This is a genomic window from Streptomyces sp. Je 1-4 4N24 (assembly GCF_026239515.1).
In the GTDB taxonomy this organism is placed as follows: domain Bacteria; phylum Actinomycetota; class Actinomycetes; order Streptomycetales; family Streptomycetaceae; genus Streptomyces; species Streptomyces nigrescens.
Map to the genome: position 1 here is coordinate 3,727,701 of NZ_CP110836.1, position 14,191 is coordinate 3,741,891.

At 70.8% G+C, this 14,191-nt stretch carries 13 protein-coding genes; 6 read left to right on the forward strand and 7 right to left on the reverse strand.

Features of this window, described 5'->3' with window-relative positions:
- The first annotated feature begins 109 nt into the window (after positions 1 to 109).
- Both SLV14N_RS15885 and SLV14N_RS15890 read left to right on the forward strand, forming a co-directional pair.
- Positions 110 to 793: a hypothetical protein gene (locus tag SLV14N_RS15885; RefSeq protein ID WP_263269759.1), complete on the forward strand. Its 684-nt coding sequence runs from the start codon at positions 110 to 112 to the stop codon at positions 791 to 793.
- Between the two features lie 901 nt (positions 794 to 1,694).
- Positions 1,695 to 2,999, forward strand: coding sequence for a Cmx/CmrA family chloramphenicol efflux MFS transporter (locus SLV14N_RS15890; protein WP_263269760.1), 1,305 nt, complete (start codon positions 1,695 to 1,697; stop codon positions 2,997 to 2,999).
- Between the two features lie 30 nt (positions 3,000 to 3,029).
- Here SLV14N_RS15890 and SLV14N_RS15895 read toward each other — a convergent pair whose 3' ends face one another.
- The 3 genes from SLV14N_RS15895 to SLV14N_RS15905 all read right to left on the reverse strand — a co-directional run bounded on the left by SLV14N_RS15895 (position 3,030) and on the right by SLV14N_RS15905 (position 4,346).
- Positions 3,030 to 3,572 carry a pyridoxamine 5'-phosphate oxidase family protein gene (locus SLV14N_RS15895; protein ID WP_263269761.1) on the reverse strand — a complete coding sequence of 181 codons (543 nt, stop codon included), beginning with the start codon at positions 3,570 to 3,572 and terminating at the stop codon, positions 3,030 to 3,032.
- 66 nt (positions 3,573 to 3,638) lie between these two features.
- Positions 3,639 to 3,932 carry a DUF4031 domain-containing protein gene (locus SLV14N_RS15900; RefSeq protein WP_208681511.1) on the reverse strand — a complete coding sequence of 98 codons (294 nt, stop codon included), beginning with the start codon at positions 3,930 to 3,932 and terminating at the stop codon, positions 3,639 to 3,641.
- A gap of 51 nt (positions 3,933 to 3,983) precedes the next feature.
- Positions 3,984 to 4,346, reverse strand: coding sequence for a hypothetical protein (locus SLV14N_RS15905; protein WP_085926290.1), 363 nt, complete (start codon positions 4,344 to 4,346; stop codon positions 3,984 to 3,986).
- Positions 4,347 to 4,475: 129 nt separating this feature from the next.
- Here SLV14N_RS15905 and SLV14N_RS15910 point away from each other — a divergent pair, with 129 nt between their 5' ends.
- The 3 genes from SLV14N_RS15910 to SLV14N_RS15920 all read left to right on the forward strand — a co-directional run bounded on the left by SLV14N_RS15910 (position 4,476) and on the right by SLV14N_RS15920 (position 8,207).
- The gene (locus tag SLV14N_RS15910) at positions 4,476 to 5,423 is read left to right on the forward strand and encodes a MurR/RpiR family transcriptional regulator (RefSeq protein ID WP_317633710.1); all 948 of its coding nucleotides are present in this window, start codon (positions 4,476 to 4,478) and stop codon (positions 5,421 to 5,423) included.
- A gap of 132 nt (positions 5,424 to 5,555) precedes the next feature.
- The gene (murQ, locus tag SLV14N_RS15915) at positions 5,556 to 6,494 is read left to right on the forward strand and encodes an N-acetylmuramic acid 6-phosphate etherase (protein ID WP_208681513.1); all 939 of its coding nucleotides are present in this window, start codon (positions 5,556 to 5,558) and stop codon (positions 6,492 to 6,494) included.
- A gap of 87 nt (positions 6,495 to 6,581) precedes the next feature.
- Positions 6,582 to 8,207, forward strand: coding sequence for a PTS transporter subunit EIIC (locus SLV14N_RS15920; protein ID WP_263269764.1), 1,626 nt, complete (start codon positions 6,582 to 6,584; stop codon positions 8,205 to 8,207).
- 728 nt (positions 8,208 to 8,935) lie between these two features.
- Here the strand turns inward: SLV14N_RS15920 and SLV14N_RS15925 are convergent.
- Complete coding sequence (locus tag SLV14N_RS15925) at positions 8,936 to 10,411, reverse strand: FG-GAP-like repeat-containing protein (protein WP_208681516.1); 1,476 nt, start codon at positions 10,409 to 10,411, stop codon at positions 8,936 to 8,938.
- Positions 10,412 to 10,649: 238 nt separating this feature from the next.
- Between SLV14N_RS15925 and SLV14N_RS15930 the strand changes: the two genes are divergently transcribed.
- Entirely contained in the window at positions 10,650 to 10,958 is a 309-nt protein-coding gene (locus SLV14N_RS15930; RefSeq protein ID WP_263269765.1) for a hypothetical protein, read from the forward strand.
- A gap of 323 nt (positions 10,959 to 11,281) precedes the next feature.
- Here the strand turns inward: SLV14N_RS15930 and groL are convergent, their stop codons facing one another.
- The 3 genes from groL to SLV14N_RS15945 all read right to left on the reverse strand — a co-directional run bounded on the left by groL (position 11,282) and on the right by SLV14N_RS15945 (position 14,127).
- The gene (gene groL, locus SLV14N_RS15935) at positions 11,282 to 12,907 is read right to left on the reverse strand and encodes a chaperonin GroEL (RefSeq protein ID WP_127152532.1); all 1,626 of its coding nucleotides are present in this window, start codon (positions 12,905 to 12,907) and stop codon (positions 11,282 to 11,284) included.
- Between the two features lie 314 nt (positions 12,908 to 13,221).
- On the reverse strand, positions 13,222 to 13,425 hold the full coding sequence (locus tag SLV14N_RS15940) for a cold-shock protein (protein WP_003986833.1): 204 nt from the start codon (positions 13,423 to 13,425) through the stop codon (positions 13,222 to 13,224).
- A 423-nt stretch (positions 13,426 to 13,848) separates the two neighbouring features.
- A complete protein-coding gene (locus tag SLV14N_RS15945; protein ID WP_018089727.1) occupies positions 13,849 to 14,127 on the reverse strand; it encodes a MoaD/ThiS family protein in 279 nt (92 codons plus the stop codon).
- Between the last annotated feature and the right edge of the window lie 64 nt (positions 14,128 to 14,191).

Below are 14,191 nucleotides of genomic sequence, written 5' to 3' on the forward strand. Positions count from 1 at the left end.
CGCCGTAGCCCCATGCCTACCCGCACGACCGGCCGCCGACCGTCACCAGGCCTGACCGGACCTCACCCTCCGCCCCGTATTTCCCGGGGCGCGAGGCACAATGGCTCGTATGACCTCCGTGCCCCGTACGGCAGACACCACCGACCCGGCGCCGGAGCTGCGGCAGCGCTGGGCCGACACCGTCACCGCGGCCCGCGGCACCAAGAACCCCACGGCCCCCGACCCCGCCCCGTACGCGGACAACCTCCTGTCCCGCTGGCGCGAACCCCAGCGCCACTACCACACCGTCGACCACCTGGCCGCGGTCCTGTTTCGCATCGACGAACTGGCCGAGCACGCCGATGACTTGCCCACCGTCCAGTTGGCAGCCTGGTTTCACGACGCCGTGTACCGCCCGGACCGCTCCGAGAACGAGGAGCGCAGTGCGGCACTAGCCGAACGCGCACTGCCCGAGCTGGGCGTCGGCGCGGCCCGTACGGCCGAGGTCGCCCGCCTGGTGCGGCTCACCGTCACCCATGACCCGGCGCCCGACGACCCCGACGGCGAGGTGCTGTGCGACGCGGACCTCGCGGTGCTCGCCGGTTCCCCCGACCAGTACGCCGCATACGCCGCCGCGGTCCGTGCCGAGTACGGCTTCGTCCCTGACCCCGATTTCACCGCGGGCCGCTCCGCCGTCCTGGCCCAACTCCTCTCCCTGCCCCGCCTCTTCCGCACCCCCCGCGGCTACGACCTCTGGGAACACACCGCCCGCCGCAACCTCACCACGGAACTGGATCTGCTGCGGGGGGCGTAGGGGGGCTTGGGCTTGGGCTTGGGGCTTGGGCTTGGGGCTTGGGGCTTGGGGGTCTCGTACGTTCCGTTTGGGCCGGTGGGGGCTGGCTTGCTGCGGGCCGTTGTTTGTCTGCGGGGGTGTTGTGGCTGGGCACGCAGTTCCCCGCGCCCCTTCGTGGCGCGGCCGATCCGTCACTTGCTTCGGGGGCCATGCGGCTTGGTGGGGGTTGGGGTGTTGCGGGGTGCGTGGTTGCCGCGGGGGTCGGAGGGGACGCACCGGCACCCGTCCTCGGCGCGGGCGACGCGGGTCCATGGGATTGATTGCCCCGGCGTTCGCTCCGGTCCTGCGGGCGGGCCCCGGTACATCCCCTCCAACCATCCAGCGTTGCCGACTGCCGCCCGGTGACACCGCCCGTCACCGACCACATGCCAGCCGCGCCCAATGAGCGGGTGCCATGTGGCCAGGTCCCTGCCAAGGGGTGCCGCATGGGTTGGCGACGGTGATCGGTACGGCGGGAGAGCCGCCCACGTACGGCGGTCGGAGGGGATGTCCGGTGAGCCGCCCGCAGGACCGGAGCGAACAACGGGGCTCCCAACCTCCGGGACCAGGGCCGCCCGCGCCGAGGACGGATTACCGGGCGTCCCCTCCGGCCCCCCACCCACACCCCGTAGGCGAACCGACCCCAGCCCACGGCAAACCCGCACCGGCCCCAGCCCACGGCAACCCTCACCGGCCCCCAGCCCAGGCCCACACGAGAAGACGGCCCGCCCCAGGGCCACCGCAACGCCGCCCGCCGCCCGCAGCCCGCAGACCGCAGACCGCAGACCGCAGCCGCGACCAGCCCACCCCGTCGGCCCCGCTCAAGCAGAAGGAATCGGCCGAGCCGGGAATGTAAGCCGTCCTATCGCTGTTAGTAGCTGACATGCCAGCACAGTCCGACCGCTCAAGCCTGCCCATCGCCGTATACGTCCTCGGCCTGTCCGTCTTTGCTCTTGGCACGTCCGAGTTCATGCTCTCCGGCATCCTCCAGCCCCTCGCCCGCGACCTGGATGTCTCCATTCCGCAGGCCGGACTGCTGGTCTCGGCCTTCGCGATCGGCATGGTGGTCGGCGCCCCGGTGCTCGCCGCCGCCACGCTCCGGCTCCCGCGGCGGACGACACTGATCGCGCTGCTCGCCGTCTTCGGCCTCGGACAGGTGGCGGGCGCGCTGGCCCCCTCCTACGGCGTGCTCTTCGTCTCGCGCATCGTGAGCGCACTGGCCTGCGCCGGATTCTGGGCGGTCGGCGCGGCGGTCGCCGTCTCGCTGGTGCCGGTGACCGCGCGGGCCCGCGCAATGGCCGTGATGGTCGGCGGCCTGAGCATCGCCAACATCGCGGGCGTGCCGGCCGGCGCACTGCTGGGCCAGCACGCCGGCTGGCGCGCCGCCTTCTGGGCCGTGGCCGGCCTGGCCGCGATCGGCCTGCTCGGCGTGATCGCGCTGGTGCCGCGTACGGCCGTGCCGACCGGCGAGGACCGCCCGCAGCTGCGCCGTGAGCTGACCATCTACAAGGACAAGCAGGTCTGGCTGGCCCTGACCGCCACGGCCCTGAACGGCGCCGCGGTCTTCGCGCTCTTCTCGTACCTCTCGCCGCTGCTGACCGACACCGCCGGCCTCGCCGAGAGCTGGGTGCCGACGGTGCTCGCACTCTTCGGCGTCGGCGCGCTGACCGGTACCTTCATCGGCGGCCGGATCGCCGACGCCCACCTCTTCGGGACGCTCTTCGGCGGTATCGCCGCGTCCACCGTCGTGCTGGCCGTCCTGGCGCTGACCGCGCACAGCGCGGTCGCCGTCATCGCGCTCTCCCTGATGCTCGGCGTGACCGCGTTCACCACGGCCCCGGCCCTCAACGCCCGGATGTTCAACGTGGCGAACGCCGCGCCGACGCTGGCCGGAGCGACCACCACCGCCGCGTTCAACATCGGCAACACCCTCGGCCCCTGGCTCGGCGGGCTGGCCATCGGCGCGGGCTGGGGCTACCCGTCCGTGGCCTGGACCGGCGCCGCGCTGGCGGCGGCGGCCGTGGTCACCACTGCCCTCGCGTTCCGGCTGCACCGCGCGACGAACCAGTCCCGGCTGGTCGCCTCCTCCGCCACCCCCGCCGCACGGACCACGGCAGCGGCGCAGCCGGCGGAGACGGCCGAGGCTGCGGAGACGGCAGAGGCAACGGGGGCGGCAGGGCACCACTGAGCCCCGCGGGGGCGCCGCGGCCCGCGCCGGTCACGCCCTGCCGTCGAACGTCCATCGCGTCTGGCTGTAGGTCTCGCCCCGACCGAACCCGAAGGCCGTGACCGGCTCGACCCGGAAGACCACGGCCCGGTTGCCCTCCCCGCAGAACGCGCCGTCGCGGACGTCGAAGTGCCAGTCGCTGCCGTACTTCTCGGCGTACAGATCGGCCAGCCGGCGCAGCGTGGGCTCGTCGTGCACCCGCACCGCGTCGCCCTCGACGACCACATCGAGCCCCGCGTGCAGGTCGTTGCCGCCGGCCGTGGAGGTCGTCAGCACACAGTGCGCGCTGGATTCGAGGTTCTTGGCCTTGCGTTCGCCGGGGCCGGTGCAGAAGTGCAGGGCACCGTCCGACCAGACGGCGAGCAGCGGGGTGACGTGCGGGCGGCCGTCGGGCCGGACGGTGGTGAGCCAGAAGATCTCCGCCTCGGTCATCCCGCCGACGGCCGCGGGCCATGCGGTCGCCGTGGCGCCCTCGCTGCTGTAGTTCGGGTCGAGGTCGGTGGCCGGTTGTCCGCCCTGTTCGCTGGCTGACATGACTGTCCCCTTTCGGTGCGGCGCACGGTCAGGCCCATCGTGCGGGGACTCGCCGCCGTGCCGCCGCTACGACGCGCCGCGACGGGCCGTACGGGGCGCCGGCCGGTGCTTGGGACGGCGCAGGCCGGCGGCGGTCAGCCGGCGCAGCAGCTCCTTGGAACCGACCTCCACGGCCCCGGCGCGCACCGCATCGCCGTACCGCTCCGCCGGCAGGTCGTAGTGGTCGCGCTCGAACGCCCGCCGGGGCGCGCCGATCCCCGCCGCGAAGGTGTGCAGTTCGTCGAAGGAGTGGTCGCTGACCAGATGCGACCACATACGGCCGTGCCCCGGCCAGGTGGGCGGATCGATATAGATCGCCACGTCAGCTCTCCGGCCGGATCGCCGTGTCAGCCCGCCGCACCATCAACCACCTCAGCCTTCCATCGGGGTGCCGAGCCGGCCGACCCGGGCCACCGCGACGGCCGTCTTGGGGCAGACCCAATGCGGATCGGTCCCCAACTCCGGTTCGACATCGAGTGCATGGGGATCCCCCGACTCCGTGCACACGGGGCACAGCGGCCAGCGGCCGTACCGGTCCAGGAGGGCGTCCTGGACGTCCTGTGCTATGAGTCCTGCGACGAATGCCGCGCCTTCAGGCCATTGCTCCACCCACCACCGGCGGTGGACGACCGCATCCTCCACGAGCGAAACGATGTCGGCGTCGGCCACCTTGTCCGCCATCAGGTCGGCGAGCACCAGCGCCCGCGCGGCGTGCAATGCCTGTTCCATCTCCATGCCCCCCATTGTCTCCCGGCCGCCCGCCGCCGAACGGAGTTGTCCACAGCCCTCCGCGGATCATGCGCTCTGTCCACAGCACTCACGGAGGGTATTGACGCCGGGCGTCGATGAAATTACTTTTCAAGCGTGAGTAGCAGCGTGAAGGAAACTTTCAAGTACGTGCCCGTCGAGACCCGACCGGCCCCGGCCCCACCCGCCCCCGCGGCGCTGGCCGCCAAGGTCCGCACCCTCGCGCCGACGATGACCCGCTCCATGCAGCGGGTCGCGGAGACCGTCGCGAGCGACCCGGCCGGCTGCGCCGCCCTCACCGTCACCGGCCTCGCGGAGCGCACGGGCACCAGCGAGGCCACCGTCGTGCGGACGTCCCGGCTGCTCGGCTACCCGGGCTATCGCGATCTGCGCCTCGCCCTCGCCGCGCTCGCCGCCCAGCAGGCGGCCGGCGGCGCGCCCGCGGTGACCGCGGACATAGCGGTCGACGACTCCCTCGTCGATGTCGTCGCGAAGCTGGCGCAGGAAGAGCAGCAGTGCCTGGCCGACACCGCCGCCGCACTGGACGTCACCCAGCTCGAAGCCGCCGTCGCCGCGCTCTCCGGGGCCCGCCGTATCGATGTGTACGGCATCGGGGCCTCCAATCTCGTCGGCCAGGACCTCGTCCAGAAGCTGCTGCGCATCGGCCTGATCGCGCATGCGCACGCGGACCCGCATCTGGCCGTGACGAACGCCGTGCAGATGCGCACCGGCGATGTCGCGATCGCCATCACACACTCCGGTCGGACCACCGATGTCATAGAGCCCCTGCGGGTGGCCTTCGACCACGGCGCGACGACGATCGCCATCACCGGCCGCCCGGACGGCGAGATCGCCTCGTACGCCGACCACATCCTCACCACGTCCACGGCCCGCGAGAGCGAGCTGCGCCCGGCCGCGATGTCGTCCCGCACGAGTCAGCTGCTGGTCGTGGACTGCCTGTTCATAGGCGTTGCGCAGCGTACGTACGAGACCGCGGCCCCCGCGCTGTCCGCCTCCTACGAGGCCCTCGCCCACCGCCACTCGCCGCGGAACAACCAGCGCTGACCTCGCACCGCCCCGCCGTTGTGGGCATACGTGCCGCCCGGGCGGCACGGGTGGGAACGACGGCACCCGGCGGCGGGGCAGCCGAAAAGCCACGGCCCCCCACGAGCCCGACCCGAAGAGAGCCGCCACGCCATGACCTCCACCGCCGACCACGCCCATCTGCGCGCCCAGTTGGACACCCTCACCACCGAGGCGTTCCGGCCCGAGCTCGCCGAGATCGACCGCCGCTCCACCCTGGAGATCGCCCGGACGATGAACGACGAGGACGCCACGGTCCCCGCCGCCGTCGCGCGGCGGCTCCCGGAAATCGCCGCCGCCATCGACGCCACCGCCGCACGGATGGCCCGCGGCGGCCGGCTGATCTACGCCGGCGCCGGCACGGCCGGCCGCCTCGGGGTGCTGGACGCCAGTGAGTGTCCGCCGACCTTCAACACCGACCCGTCCGAGGTGCTCGGGCTGATCGCGGGCGGCCCGTCCGCGATGGTCACCGCCGTCGAGGGCGCCGAGGACAGCACGAAGTTCGCGATCGAGGATCTGACCGCGATCGGCCTGACGGACCTGGACACCGTCGTCGGCATCTCGGCCTCTGGCCGTACGCCCTACGCGGTCGGGGCCGTCGAGCATGCCCGCGCCCTGGGCGCGCTGACCATCGGCCTGTCCTGCAACGCCGATTCGGCGCTGGCCGCGGCCGCCGAGCACGGCATCGAGATCGTGGTCGGCCCCGAGCTGCTGACCGGCTCCACACGGCTCAAGGCAGGCACCGCCCAGAAGCTGGTGCTCAACATGCTCTCGACCCTCACCATGATCCGGCTGGGCAAGACCTACGGGAATCTGATGGTCGACGTCCGCGCCTCCAACGAGAAGCTGCGGGCCCGCTCGCGCCGAATCGTCGCGCTCGCCACCGGCGCTTCCGACCAGGAGATCGAGACCGCGCTCCGCAGCACGGACGGCGAGGTGAAGAACGCCATCCTCACCATCCTCGGCGAAGTCGACGCCCCCACCGCCGCCCGCCTCCTGGACGCCGCCGACGGCCATCTCCGCGTGGCCCTCCAGGCGGCCGAGGACCACTGAGCCCCCACCACTGCCCGCCCACCACACCCCCGTACGACCCGCCCCCGACCCCCGACCCTCGTTTGTCCGCACAGCAAGGCACCGCATATGCCCGAAGACAAGAACCGCGCCACCGCTGCCGCGATCCTCCCTCTCGTCGGCGGCGCCGGAAACCTCACCTCCATCACCCACTGCATGACCCGGCTCCGCCTCGGCATCCAGGACCGCTCCCTGGTCCAGGACGAAGCCCTCAAGGCACTGCCGGCGGTCATGGGCGTGGTCGAGGACGACACGTACCAGATCGTGCTGGGCCCCGGGACGGTCGCCCGGGTCACCCCCGAATTCGAGCGCCTGGTGACCCAGTCCCGTGCCACGGCACCCACCACTGAGCCAGAACCCGCCGGCCCACCCCTCACCCCCAAGACCACCACACCGGAATCCGAACCGGCCCCCACCCCACCCGCCGCCACCCAGCCACCGCCCACCTCACCCGTCACCCCCACCGCCGAGGAACTGGCCGCCCACGGCGCCGCCCTCAAGGCCCGGCAGAAGTCCCGGAACGCCACCCCGGTGAAGCTGTTCCTCCGCCAGATCGCCAATATCTTCGTCCCGCTGATCCCGGCCCTGATCGGCTGCGGCATCATCGCCGGCATCAACGGCCTGCTGACCAACCTCGGATGGCTGCCCTCGGTCGTCCCCGCCCTGGCCGCCATGGCCTCCGGCTTCATGTCCCTCATCGCCGTCTTCGTCGGCTACAACACCGCCAAGGAGTTCGGCGGCACACCCATCCTCGGCGGCGCGGTCGCCGCGGTCATCGTCTTCCCCGGCGTCACCCATATCGCCGCCTTCGGCCAGCACCTCTCCCCCGGCCAGGGCGGCGTCCTCGGCGCACTGGCCGCGGCGCTGCTCGCCGTCCAGGTGGAGAAGTGGTGCCGTAAAGCCGTCCCCGAGGCGCTGGACGTCCTGCTCACTCCCACCCTTACGGTCCTGGTCACGGGCCTGGTCACCCTCTTCGGCCTGATGCTCGTCGCGGGCGAGGCCGCCACCGCCATCGGCATGTGCGCCAACTGGCTGCTGGCCCACGGCGGCGCATTCGCCGGCTTCATCCTGGGCGGCCTCTTCCTCCCCCTCGTCATGCTGGGGCTCCACCAGGCGCTCATCCCTCTGCACACCACCCTCATCGAGCAGCAGGGCTACACGGTCCTGCTCCCGATCCTCGCCATGGCCGGAGCGGGCCAGGTCGGCGCCGCGATCGCCGTCTACCTCCGCCTCCCCCGCAACCGCTCGATCCGCAGAACCATCAAGTCGGCCCTTCCCGCAGGCTTCTTGGGCGTCGGCGAGCCCCTGATCTACGGCGTCTCACTCCCCCTGGGCCGCCCCTTCATCACCGCCTGCCTGGGCGGCGCATGCGGCGGCGCCTTCGTCGGCTTCTTCAACCAACTCGGCGACGCCGTCGGCTCCACCGCCATCGGCCCCTCCGGCTGGGCCCTGTTCCCCCTGGTCAAGGGCAACCACACCCTGGCCACCACACTCACCGTCTACGCCCTGGGCCTGGCCGTCGGCTACCTCGCCGGCTTCCTCGCCACCTACTTCTTCGGCCTCAGCAAGCAGATGCGGGCGGAGCTGCACGCAGCCCCTGACAGCGCCCCCACCCCCGCAGCCGCAGAGCCCGCCCCGACAACGGCGGGAAGCGCCACCGCACCCGGAACACCGGCCGGCCTGGGAGCCCCCTGAATTCCACAAAAACTCATCAGCCCGCAACCCATGGGCCCACAACCCATGAGCCGAGACAAAAGGTCAGATATTGCCGACCAAGGGTGTCCACCGCCCCCCCATCCCACCACCCTCTGCCCCAACTCGCACACATCCAGTGACGGCAGACAAAAGCTACTGACGGGGCATCAACAGTTGGAAAGATGAGAGGGAAACGAAGTCTCCTCCGTGGAAAGCAGATCCGGCCGCTTCTTCAGTCCGCCGCTCAGGGAAATCACTGGGCGAACTCGGACACGCCTCCCCCCGGACGACTACCGACACAACGTCGAGCAGGGCTTCCGGCAGCAACAACGGGCCTGGCGGGCCGGCCGTAAGCCCCCAGTAGCCCCGAAGACCTGCCGCCCGAACTCAACTTCGCGGGAAATCCAGCCCCTGGAGAAGACCTCCCCCAACCCTCCTACCCCCGACCCCGGAATTTCCCTCTCAGTTGGATAAGCAGCGCGCCACATCGAGCTTTTCACCCCACCCCACCCCACCCCACCCCACCCCGTCACCGTCACCGAATTCGAAGTGGCGATCCCTGAGATCAGCGCACCTGCTTTGGGCGCCCTGATGCCGACCTCATAAACGCCGCCCGGCAGAGCCACCCCCAACTCAAATCCGCACCCGTAAAAGCATCCGTACGAGGCAATCCAGTCAGCGATAGGCAGCTGACAACCGACGCCATCGCTCATCCAACATGCCGCCCCTTACCCCGCCATGATGCTGCCCAACTGCGGGGCGCCCGCGGTGGAGATGCCAGCTGCGGGCGGGGAGAGGAAGCGGGAGCCGGTGGTGGTGAGGCGGGTGCCGTCCGAGGGGAGGGTGGTGAGTGCGCCGTTGCCGCCGTCCTCGTAGATGGCGCCCACGGTCAGGTCGGCCTTCTTGTCGCCGTTGAGGTCGGAGAGGAAGACCTCGCCGCCGAAGAGGTCGTCCTTCTCGTTGGCGCCGGGGACGCCCGGGGTGTTCTGGTGGAAGTACTGGATGTGGTGCGCGGTGTCGATACCGGAGCGGGAGCCGCGCAGCACGGTCACCGCACCGGCCTTGCTCGCACCGTCGAGGGTCTCGTACGCGGCACCGATGGCAAGATCCTGCAGGCCGTCGCCGTTGATGTCGCCGAGGGTGACCTCGAAGCCGAACTTGTCGCCCTTCTCGGAGCTGCCGGGTATCGCGCCGGACTCCTGGGTGATGGTGTCGGTGAGGTCCACGCGCGGACCGCCCGCCGAACCGCGGATGACAGTGACCTTGCCGCCCTTGGTACTGCCGGGGATCCCGTCGTCGAAGGTCATACCGGTGACGAGGTCGCCGAAGCCGTCGCCGTTGACATCGCCGATGGCGGTGATGAAGCCGCCGGGCAGGCGCGTCACGCGGGCGCCGGAGAGGCCGGCCGGGGTGCCGGGCAGGTAGTAATTGGTGCTGAAGTGGGGCTCTTTCCGGTCGTAGGCGCTGACGACCAGGTCGGTGTAGCCCTGCCCGGTGACCTCACCGGAGGTCAGCTGGAGAATGCCGTTGGTGGCCTCGCCGATGATGGGCAGGGCGAGGGCCGTGTGGGCGCCGGGCTTCGCGGCCTTGCTGATACCGCCCTTGAAGACGTGCAGCGTGGCGGAGGAGGTGCCGACCGCCAGGTCGTCCTTGCCGTCGCGGTCGAAATCGCCGGCGGCCAGCGCGGCGCCGAAGCGGTCGTGCTTGGTGGGGGCCGGGTCGGCGAGCGTGGCGCTGCCCTTTCCGGAGAGGCCGCCGGATGCGCCCCACAGGATCTGGAGGGTGCCGCCGTCGGCGTCGCCCGCGACATCCTCGTGCGGGGCCGCGACGGCGAGGTCGGCGAAGCCGTCGGAGTTGAAGTCACCGGCGGCGAGGCTGCCGCCGAAGAGGTCGCCGGCCTCGGCCGCGCCGGGCACGCCCGGGGAGTTCTGGCTCACCGTGGTGTGCCGGGAGGCGTCCACGCCGTGCGCCGAACCGTAGAGCACGGTGACGGCACCGGCGGACTTCTTCCCGTCGACGGTCGCGGCCGGCGCGGCCACGGCGAGATCGCGGTAGCCGTCGCCGTTGAAGTCGCCCTGGCGGCCGTTGGCGGCCGGCGCGGCGCGGTCCGCGGCGGAGGCGGTGCCGGTGGCGGCCGTCAGCAACCCGGCCGCCAGCGCGGTCGCGGCCGCCGTGGCCAGGGTCGTACGGAGGTGCTTGGGCATGCGGGACTCTCCTGCTGCCTGCGGGATGCGCGGGGCAACCCGGCTGAATGAGGGGCCGGACCGCCGTGGGCCGCAGGAGGTGTTCTCCCCGTGCCCGTACGGCAGTTGGCGCCCAAGAGACCTGTGAGGCACGGGGAGGGTTGTAGTGAAGTGGTGACCGTGGCGTGAAGTAGAGGTGTGGGTGGCGGGGCGCGGCCGGGCCGGTTTCCGTACCGGCGGGGCGCAGTAGGGTCGGCGCATGGGGATCCGATTACGCCGCCCGTGGCGCGCCCGGCTGCTCGTGGCGGGCACCGCCCTCGTACTCGCCGCCGCCGGGGTGACGCTGCTGCTCCGGGGCGAGGCGCCACCGCCGTACGTGCCGCCGCAGCCGTCCGGGCCGCACGTCCCCCAGGTGGTCCAGTTCGCCTACGAGAGCACGCTGGACGTGGATCTCGACCCCCCGCCGGGACCGGCCACCCTGGTCGGCGCCGTCCTGCTGGCGGTGAGCGGGGGCCTGTGCGTCGGGGGCTGCTTCATCCGTCGCAAGGGCCGGGCGCGGCACCCCTGATCGCGCTTCCCCTCGCGCCCCGCGCGCAACGGATTCGGATTCCGTTCCCCCGTGAAGGTGCTCAGCCGCCGACCGGCCATCGGCCCCGACCGCCCCCGTACGAACCGTGGTTCGCATGGGCATGGCCCCTCTACGGCCTGCCCCCCGGGCCGGCGCGGTAAATCCCGTACGCCGCCCGGCGGAGACGATGCGGGCACGCCCGACGGAGACGGCACGGGCCACCCGGAAAAACGCCGCCGGGGCGGCACCCCTGGGAAGAGGGTGCCGCCCCGACGTACGTGTGGACGTGTGATCCGGGAGGATCAGCGTTCCGATCCAGAGGATCAGAAGTCCATGTCACCGCCCGGCATGCCGCCCGGAGCGCCCGCCGCGGCGGCCTTCTCCGGCTTGTCGGCGATGACGGCCTCGGTGGTGAGGAAGAGCGCCGCGATGGAGGCGGCGTTCTGCAGCGCGGAGCGGGTGACCTTGGCGGGGTCGATGATGCCTTCGGCGATCATGTCGACGTACTCGCCGGTCGCGGCGTTCAGACCGTGGCCGACGGCCAGGTTGCGCACCTTCTCCACCACGACGCCGCCCTCAAGGCCGCCGTTGACGGAGATCTGCTTGAGCGGGGCCTCCAGGGCGAGCTTCACGGCGTTGGCGCCGGTCGCCTCGTCACCGTCGAGGTCCAGCTTCTCGAAGACCGAGGAAGCCTGGAGCAGGGCGACGCCACCACCGGCGACGATGCCCTCCTCGACGGCCGCCTTCGCGTTGCGAACGGCGTCCTCGATGCGGTGCTTGCGCTCCTTGAGCTCGACCTCGGTGGCGGCACCGGCCTTGATGACGGCCACGCCGCCGGCCAGCTTCGCCAGACGCTCCTGGAGCTTCTCGCGGTCGTAGTCCGAGTCGCTGTTCTCGATCTCGGCACGGATCTGGTTGACGCGGCCCTGGACCTGCTCGCTGTCGCCGGCACCGTCGACGATGGTGGTCTCGTCCTTGGTGATGACGACCTTGCGGGCGCGGCCGAGCAGTTCGAGACCGGCGTTCTCCAGCTTGAGGCCGACCTCCTCGGAGATGACGGTGCCACCGGTGAGGATGGCGATGTCGCCGAGCATGGCCTTGCGGCGGTCACCGAAGCCCGGGGCCTTGACGGCGACGGACTTGAAGGTGCCACGGATCTTGTTGACGACCAGGGTCGACAGGGCCTCGCCCTCGACGTCCTCGGCGATGATCAGCAGCGGCTTGCCGGACTGCATGACCTTCTCCAGGAGCGGCAGCAGGTCCTTCACGCTGCCGATCTTGGAGTTGACGATGAGGATGTAGGGGTCGTCGAGCGACGCCTCCATACGCTCCATGTCGGTGGCGAAGTACGCCGAGATGTAGCCCTTGTCGAAGCGCATACCCTCGGTGAGCTCCAGCTCCAGACCGAAGGTCTGGGACTCCTCGACGGTGATGACGCCTTCCTTGCCGACCTTGTCCATGGCCTCGGCGATCAGCTCGCCGATCTGGGTGTCAGCGGCGGAGATGGAGGCGGTCGAAGCGATCTGCTCCTTGGTCTCCACGTCCTTGGCCTGCTCCAGCAGGGCGGCGGAGACGGCCTCGACGGCACGCTCGATACCGCGCTTGAGGGCCATCGGGTTGGCGCCGGCGGCGACGTTGCGCAGGCCCTCGCGGACCAGAGCCTGGGCCAGGACGGTCGCGGTCGTCGTGCCGTCACCGGCGACGTCGTCCGTCTTCTTCGCGACCTCCTTGACCAGCTCGGCGCCGATCTTCTCGTACGGGTCCTCGAGCTCGATCTCCTTGGCGATGGAAACACCATCGTTGGTGATCGTGGGGGCGCCCCACTTCTTCTCGAGGACGACGTTGCGGCCCTTGGGGCCGAGGGTGACCTTGACGGCGTCGGCGAGCTGGTTCATCCCGCGCTCGAGACCGCGCCGTGCCTCCTCGTCGAACGCGATGATCTTGGCCATGTGAAGTGGTCCTCCCGGACTGGGGTGGATTGCTCCGGACCGCGCTGGCGCCCGCGACGGACGACCTGCAGACCTGTGTGGTTCCTTGCCCCACGCGGTCTGCGGGCCTCACCGACCCGGTCCTTCTTGTCACTCTCACTGGGAGAGTGCTAACGCCAATGATTAGCACTCGTGGGGTGCGAGTGCAAGCGCCCGGAGGGCGCCCCGCCCACCCGGCTGACAACAGAAGGCGGCCGACCGGGGGGGCGCACAGTCGAAGGCCCGTACCCCCCTCAGGGGTACGGGCCTTCCTCACGCAGCAGTTGGTCGGCGCCTCAGCCGGCCACCCGGACCATGTCCGCCTGCGGCCCCTTCTGGCCCTGCGAGATCTCGAACTCGACTCGCTGACCCTCCTCAAGGGTGCGGTAGCCGTCCATCTGGATCGCGCTGTAGTGGACGAAAACATCCGCACCACCGTCGACCGCGATGAAGCCGTACCCCTTCTCCGCGTTGAACCACTTGACGGTGCCCTGAGCCATGCCTAACTCCCCTATTACTGGCCCTTGCGCAGGACCGCACTCCGCGGACCCGGGTCAGACCTCACCCCGCGAAAGGCCCGTGGGGTGTGCGCCGGAACGCGTCGACCGCCGCTGAATGTATCTGCACAGATGCCCAGAGCAACAGGTCAATCGGACGAGAAATCTGGCGCCGGAGAATCGGCAATATGCGGCGAAATCCTGGTTCTCCAGGGCAAGTCGGGCCGGGCATAGCGCACCTAGGCGACAAATACCGCCCACACTTTGGACACAACTGACCGCGAACACATATGCGTTCGGCACGCTCACGGTGATATCCGGAGGGGGATCACCCCAATGGTATCTCCTTTCACAACACGGAATTGCCCCGTCCGCTTTCTGGCGGACGGGGCAATTCCGGTCATGCAGGAGAAGAGTTGGCGCAAATCAGCAGCCGCCGGCCACGGCCGGGATGATCGAGATGCCGGCGCCGTCCGGGGTGGGCGTCTCCAGGCCCTGCTCGAAGCGCACATCGTCGTCGTTGACGTACACGTTCACGAAGCGGCGCAGCTTGCCGGCGTCGTCCAGCACACGGGCCGCGATGCCCTGGTGGTTCTGCTCCAGGTCGGCGATCACCTCGGAGAGGGTCGCGCCCTCGGCGGGGACCTCGGCCTGGCCACCGGTGTACGTGCGGAGGATGGTGGGGATGCGGACCTTGACGCTCATGGTTCTGCCTTCCAGGGGTACGGGGTACGAGTTCGGGGGGCTGGGGCGCGGCCTCGTCCACCGG

Coding starts and splice junctions, on each gene's coding strand:
- murQ (WP_208681513.1), top strand. CDS start 5,556: ATGACCTCCACCGCCGACCACGCCCATCTGCGCGCCCAGTTGGACACC.
- SLV14N_RS15945 (WP_018089727.1), bottom strand. CDS start 14,127: ATGAGCGTCAAGGTCCGCATCCCCACCATCCTCCGCACGTACACCGGT.
- SLV14N_RS15885 (WP_263269759.1), top strand. CDS start 110: ATGACCTCCGTGCCCCGTACGGCAGACACCACCGACCCGGCGCCGGAG.
- SLV14N_RS15925 (WP_208681516.1), bottom strand. CDS start 10,411: ATGCCCAAGCACCTCCGTACGACCCTGGCCACGGCGGCCGCGACCGCG.
- SLV14N_RS15905 (WP_085926290.1), bottom strand. CDS start 4,346: ATGGAGATGGAACAGGCATTGCACGCCGCGCGGGCGCTGGTGCTCGCC.
- SLV14N_RS15890 (WP_263269760.1), top strand. CDS start 1,695: ATGCCAGCACAGTCCGACCGCTCAAGCCTGCCCATCGCCGTATACGTC.
- SLV14N_RS15920 (WP_263269764.1), top strand. CDS start 6,582: ATGCCCGAAGACAAGAACCGCGCCACCGCTGCCGCGATCCTCCCTCTC.
- groL (WP_127152532.1), bottom strand. CDS start 12,907: ATGGCCAAGATCATCGCGTTCGACGAGGAGGCACGGCGCGGTCTCGAG.
- SLV14N_RS15930 (WP_263269765.1), top strand. CDS start 10,650: ATGGGGATCCGATTACGCCGCCCGTGGCGCGCCCGGCTGCTCGTGGCG.
- SLV14N_RS15940 (WP_003986833.1), bottom strand. CDS start 13,425: ATGGCTCAGGGCACCGTCAAGTGGTTCAACGCGGAGAAGGGGTACGGC.
- SLV14N_RS15895 (WP_263269761.1), bottom strand. CDS start 3,572: ATGTCAGCCAGCGAACAGGGCGGACAACCGGCCACCGACCTCGACCCG.